Below are 4,570 nucleotides of genomic sequence, written 5' to 3'. Positions count from 1 at the left end.
CCGTGCGGTACCGGCCGACCGTGCGGTGACCGGGCGGGCGCAGCGGATCCGGTGACCCGCTGGCGGGTGTGGCCCGGGTCGGGTCGGACGTCCACCACGAATGGTCCGAAGGGCCCCCGGGTAGGCAACCTCTGGCGGTCGCGAGGATGCTCGCCGACGGCGACGATGATGTTCGGAGCCATCGGGCGTCGGCGTTCATCTGTCCACACCGCCGGCGTCACCCGTCCGACCGTCCGACCGTCCGACGCGGTGCGACGAGCGTCGACCGCCGTGCCAGACCTGCCACGCGACCCCCTGGAGGGGCCATGACCATCCAGTACGTGCGGGATGCGACGCCCTCCACCGGGGCGGACGACCATCACGCGGCCGGAGGGATGTTGTCCCCGACGAACCCGCCGTCCCCCGCCTCAGCCCCGGCCCAGCCCCGGCTGCGCGCCCTGCACCTGTCCGAGCTGGAGACGTTCGAGACCTACGAGACGCACAGCGCCACGCTGCACCTGGCCGCCGATCGCGTGTACAAGCGCAAGAAGCCGGTGAACCTGGGCTTCCTCGACTTCACCGACCGCCGCACCCGGGAGTCGGTCTGCCGGTCGGAGGTCGCGCTCAACCGCCGGCTGGCCCCCGACGTCTACCTGGGGGTCGCTGATCTCCTCGACGACACCGGTGAGGTGATCGACCACCTGGTCGTGATGCGGCGGATGCCGGCGAGTCGGCGGCTGTCCACCCTCGTCCGCCGGCGCAGCCGGGTCGGCCCGGCACTGCGCACGGTCGCCCGGGCGCTGGCGGTGTTCCACCAGCGGTGCGAGACCTCACCGGAGATCGCGGTGGCGGGGCACCGGGCGACCCTGGAGGGGCTGTGGCGGGAGGGTCTGGAAGGCATCTCCCCCTACCGCGGCACCCTGCTGGACGCGGCGGTGGTCGACGAGATCGGCGAACTGGCGCTGCGCTACCTGGCCGGCCGGGAGACGCTGCTCGGCGATCGGGTGCGCGCCGGGTGGATCCGCGACGGGCATGGCGACCTGCTCGCCGACGACATCTACTGCCTCGACGACGGACCCCGCATCCTCGACTGCATCGAGTTCGACCCGCGGCTGCGCTTCGGTGACGTCCTCGGTGACGTCGCGTTCCTGGCGATGGATCTGGAACGCCTCGGCGCGCCGGAGGAGGCCGCCGAGTTCCTCGACGCCTACCGGGAGTTCAGCGGCGAGGTGCACCCGCGGTCGTTGCAGCATCTCTACGTCGCCTACCGGGCGTTCGTCCGGGCGAAGGTGACCTGTATCCGGGGCGGGCAGGGTGATCCCGACGCGGCCGAGGAGGCCCGCCGGCTGCTGGCCGTCGCCCACCGTCACCTGCGGGCCGGCCGGGTCCAGCTCGTCGTGGTCGGCGGGCTGCCCGGGACGGGCAAGACGACCCTGGCCGGCAGGCTGGCCGGGGTCGGTGACGGCTGGGTGCTGCTGCGCTCCGACGTGATCCGCCAGGAGTTGACCGGGATGCCTCTGCGTGAGGGCGGGCCGGCTGCGGACACCACCGCCGGCGGGTACGCCAGTGCCCTGCGCAACGCCGGCGGCACCGCCACGAGAACCGGAGCCCACGGAACCGGAGCCCGCCGCGACGCCGGTACCGGCGCGGTGGGCGCGGTGGGCGTCGCGCCGGCGGGCGGGCCGGTCGCGGACGGCGACCCCGCGACCTCCGACCCGCGGTTCGGCACCGGGCGCTACGCCCCCGAGATCACCGACGCGACGTACGCCGAGATGCTGCGCCGCGCCGGGGCGGCTCTCGCCCGCGGGGAACGGGTGGTGCTGGACGCCTCCTGGTCGAGCGCGCGTCACCGCCGGGCCGCCGCCGAGCTCGCCGCAAGCGTCTGCGCCGACCTGGTGGAGCTGCACTGCGTGACGGCACCGGAGGTGGCGGCTGCCCGGATCGGCCGCCGCGCCGCCGCGGGCACCGATCCGTCGGAGGCGACGATGGCCATCCACCGGGCGATGGCGGCCCGCGCCGACCCCTGGCCGTCGGCGACGGTGGTACGCACCGCCGTCCCGGTCGCCGAGGCCCTGCAGACGGTTCTCGCCCACCTGGACTGACGCCGCCCGGTGGGTCCGGTGTGACCATCCCGCGCGGCGCCGTCGCGTTTCAGGGCGCCGTCACTTCTCGATGCGGGTGGCGTACACGGCGGCCTGGGTGCGGCTGGACAGCTCTAGCTTCTCCAGGATGGCCGAGACGTAGTTCTTCACCGTCTTCTCGGACAGGTGAATCCGCCCGGCGATCTGCCGGTTGGTCAGCCCCTCCGCGATGAGGACGAGGATCTGGCGTTCCCGCTCGCCGAGGGTGGCAAGCTTGCGGTCCTCGGCCGGGCCCTCCCGCAACCGGGTGAGGACCCGCTGGGTGACGGCCGGGTCGAGCAGGGAACGGCCCGCGGCGATCGTCCGGATGGCGCCGACCAAGTCCGTGCCCCTGATCTGCTTGAGCAGGTAGCCGGCGGCCCCGGCCATGATGGCGGCGAACAGGGCGTCATCGTCGTCGTAGGAGGTGAGGATCAGGCAGCCGATCTCGGGATGCGCCGAGCGCAGGTCCCGGCAGACGTCGATACCGTTGCCGTCCTCGAGGCGGGCGTCGAGCACGGCAACGTCCGGCCTCGTCGCCGGGATCCGGCGCAGTGCCTCCGCCGCGGTGGACGCCTCTCCGACGACCTCGATGTCACCGGTCTCGGAGAGCATCTCGCGGATGCCGCGCCGGACGATCTCATGATCGTCCAGGAGGAAGACCCGTACGGTGCCCACGGTGTCGACGATACTCACGGTGCCGACGATACCGTCCATGGTCGTCGCCCGGACCGGTTCGGCATGGTGCCGGGAGGGTGCGCGGGTGCGGCCGGGCCCGTTGCGGGCCCGTTCGAGCCGTTCGGCGCCTCCGGGTGAACCCGCCCGCGTGAGCGCACCGCCCCCGGCCCGGGGCCCGCAGCGGCTGGCGGCCGCACAACCGGTGAGAGCCGGTGGCTACCCGAGGCGGTTACCCGAGGCGGGCGACGCCGCCGTAGACACTGACCTCGGCATCGGTCGGCAGACACTGACCTCGGCATCGGTCGGCACCTCGCCCTCGGCGGCGGGCTCCTCCGGCCGCCACCGAGGGACCATCTCCACTCCGGGGTCGATGAGCTCCAGGCCGGCAAAGAACCGTTCCACTTCGGCCCGAGTGCGGTGCTGCCCGGGGATGCCCCGGGAGCGGTACGTGGTGAAGAGCTGCTCCATGCCGGGGTTGACGTCGGCGGTGGCGTGGGTGAGCGCCAGATAACTGCCCGACGGCAGGGCCGCCAGCAGCCGGCCGAGGACGCCGTAGGGGTCATCCGCGTCGGGGATAAAATGAAAGATCGCGATCAGGGACAGGGCGACTGGCTGGGTCAGGTCGAGGGTGTCGCGCAGTTCCGGGGCGGCCAGAATGCGCTCCGGGTCGCGCAGATCCGCGTCGAGGTAGGCGGTGCGGCCCTCGGGGGTGCTGGCGAGCAGGGCGCGAGCGTGGGCGAGCACGATCGGGTCGTTGTCGGTGTAGACGATCCGGGCGTCCGGGGCGAGGCCCGGTTCTCCACCGCGGCGGTGCTGGCGCCCGGGAAGGCGGCCCGTGCCTGCTCGGCCGCCTCCCGATCAGCGGGGAAGTTGTCCTTGCCGCCCAGGTAGTAGTGTCGGGTAGCGAGGGCACATTGCTGTGCCCCCGCCCCCTCAGAACCGTGCGTGCGCCTCACGACGCACACGGCTCAAGCAAGCCCGGGGGCTCGCAGGCTGCGAAGGTGCTGTTTCGACGCGCTCGTCGGTGGGTAGCCGTCGGGCGCAGTGGGTGTGCACGAGGCGGTGAGCAGAGGATACGTCCGGCGTGCCGGATTCGGGGCTGAGGGCGATCGATTGTCGGTTGATCTCCTTTCGTGTCCCGGCAAGCCACTGTTCCCATTCCTGGGGGCTGTTGGGCTCGCTTCTGAGGAGTCGAAATGAAATAACTTGCGCGTTTCGAACCCTCCACAGGCCTGTGACCTGCGATGATGCTCTCGATCACGTATTTGTTACTTCATTACGTCCCCTGACGTGCAAGAGAAGTCCTCGGCAGATTGGGCAGCGGCCGTGCTGCTGTGAGAGCAGCCGTAGATTGCCCGGACTGAGCGGAGGTTTGCTCTTGCGTCGCCGTTCATTCCAGTACTCGCTCAGGTTCGGATCATCCGGAGATGCCGTTCCAGGAACGAGATGATGTCTGGCGATCGTCGTCCAGGAGAACTTCTGGAGGTAGCCGCCGGTTACGTGGTCACCGAAAACCCAGCGGTCCTGCCTGGCGCGGTTGAAACGACCGAAGTACTGTTTGACGATCCAGTCCCTCGACTTCTTCGGGTGGCTGTGCTTGGCCTACTTGTAGGTAAGCTTCCACATATGCGTATCCAGGGCGCTGAAAGACGCGCTGGAGACACCCGGCCGGTAGTACGAGGCCCATCCTTTGATAATCGGGTTCAGGCGACGGGTGACCGCTTCCGCGTTCATCCCCCGCAGGTCCCGCATCTCCGTACTAAGCCGTGCCCGGATTCGCTTCATGGTAAACA

The 4,570-nt window shown here is 70.8% G+C and carries 3 protein-coding genes and 1 pseudogene; 1 reads left to right on the top strand and 3 read right to left on the bottom strand.

The annotated features are described in order from the left end of the window. The first annotated feature begins 305 nt into the window (after window positions 1–305). Complete coding sequence (locus ACY45C_RS20140; RefSeq protein ID WP_462189124.1) at window positions 306–2,081, top strand: bifunctional aminoglycoside phosphotransferase/ATP-binding protein; 1,776 nt, start codon at window positions 306–308, stop codon at window positions 2,079–2,081. A gap of 60 nt (window positions 2,082–2,141) precedes the next feature. Here ACY45C_RS20140 and ACY45C_RS20135 read toward each other — a convergent pair whose 3' ends face one another. The 3 genes and pseudogenes from ACY45C_RS20135 to ACY45C_RS20125 form a co-directional block, all read right to left on the bottom strand. Next, entirely contained in the window at window positions 2,142–2,777 is a 636-nt protein-coding gene (locus tag ACY45C_RS20135) for a response regulator (RefSeq protein WP_462189125.1), read from the bottom strand. Window positions 2,778–3,059: 282 nt separating this feature from the next. Next, a pseudogene (locus tag ACY45C_RS20130) lies at window positions 3,060–3,664 on the bottom strand (SAM-dependent methyltransferase); the annotation flags it as partial. Between the two features lie 715 nt (window positions 3,665–4,379). Continuing rightward, window positions 4,380–4,570 (bottom strand): group II intron maturase-specific domain-containing protein (locus ACY45C_RS20125; protein WP_462189123.1); only part of this gene is annotated, 191 nt, incomplete at its 5' end.

Source organism: Frankia sp. CcWB2, assembly GCF_977927585.1.
This window is presented reverse-complemented; position numbering and strand designations above follow the sequence as displayed.

Excerpts from the sequence above, each read along its gene's own strand:
- ACY45C_RS20140 (WP_462189124.1), top strand. The coding sequence starts at position 306 with ATGACCATCCAGTACGTGCGGGATGCGACGCCCTCCACCGGGGCGGAC.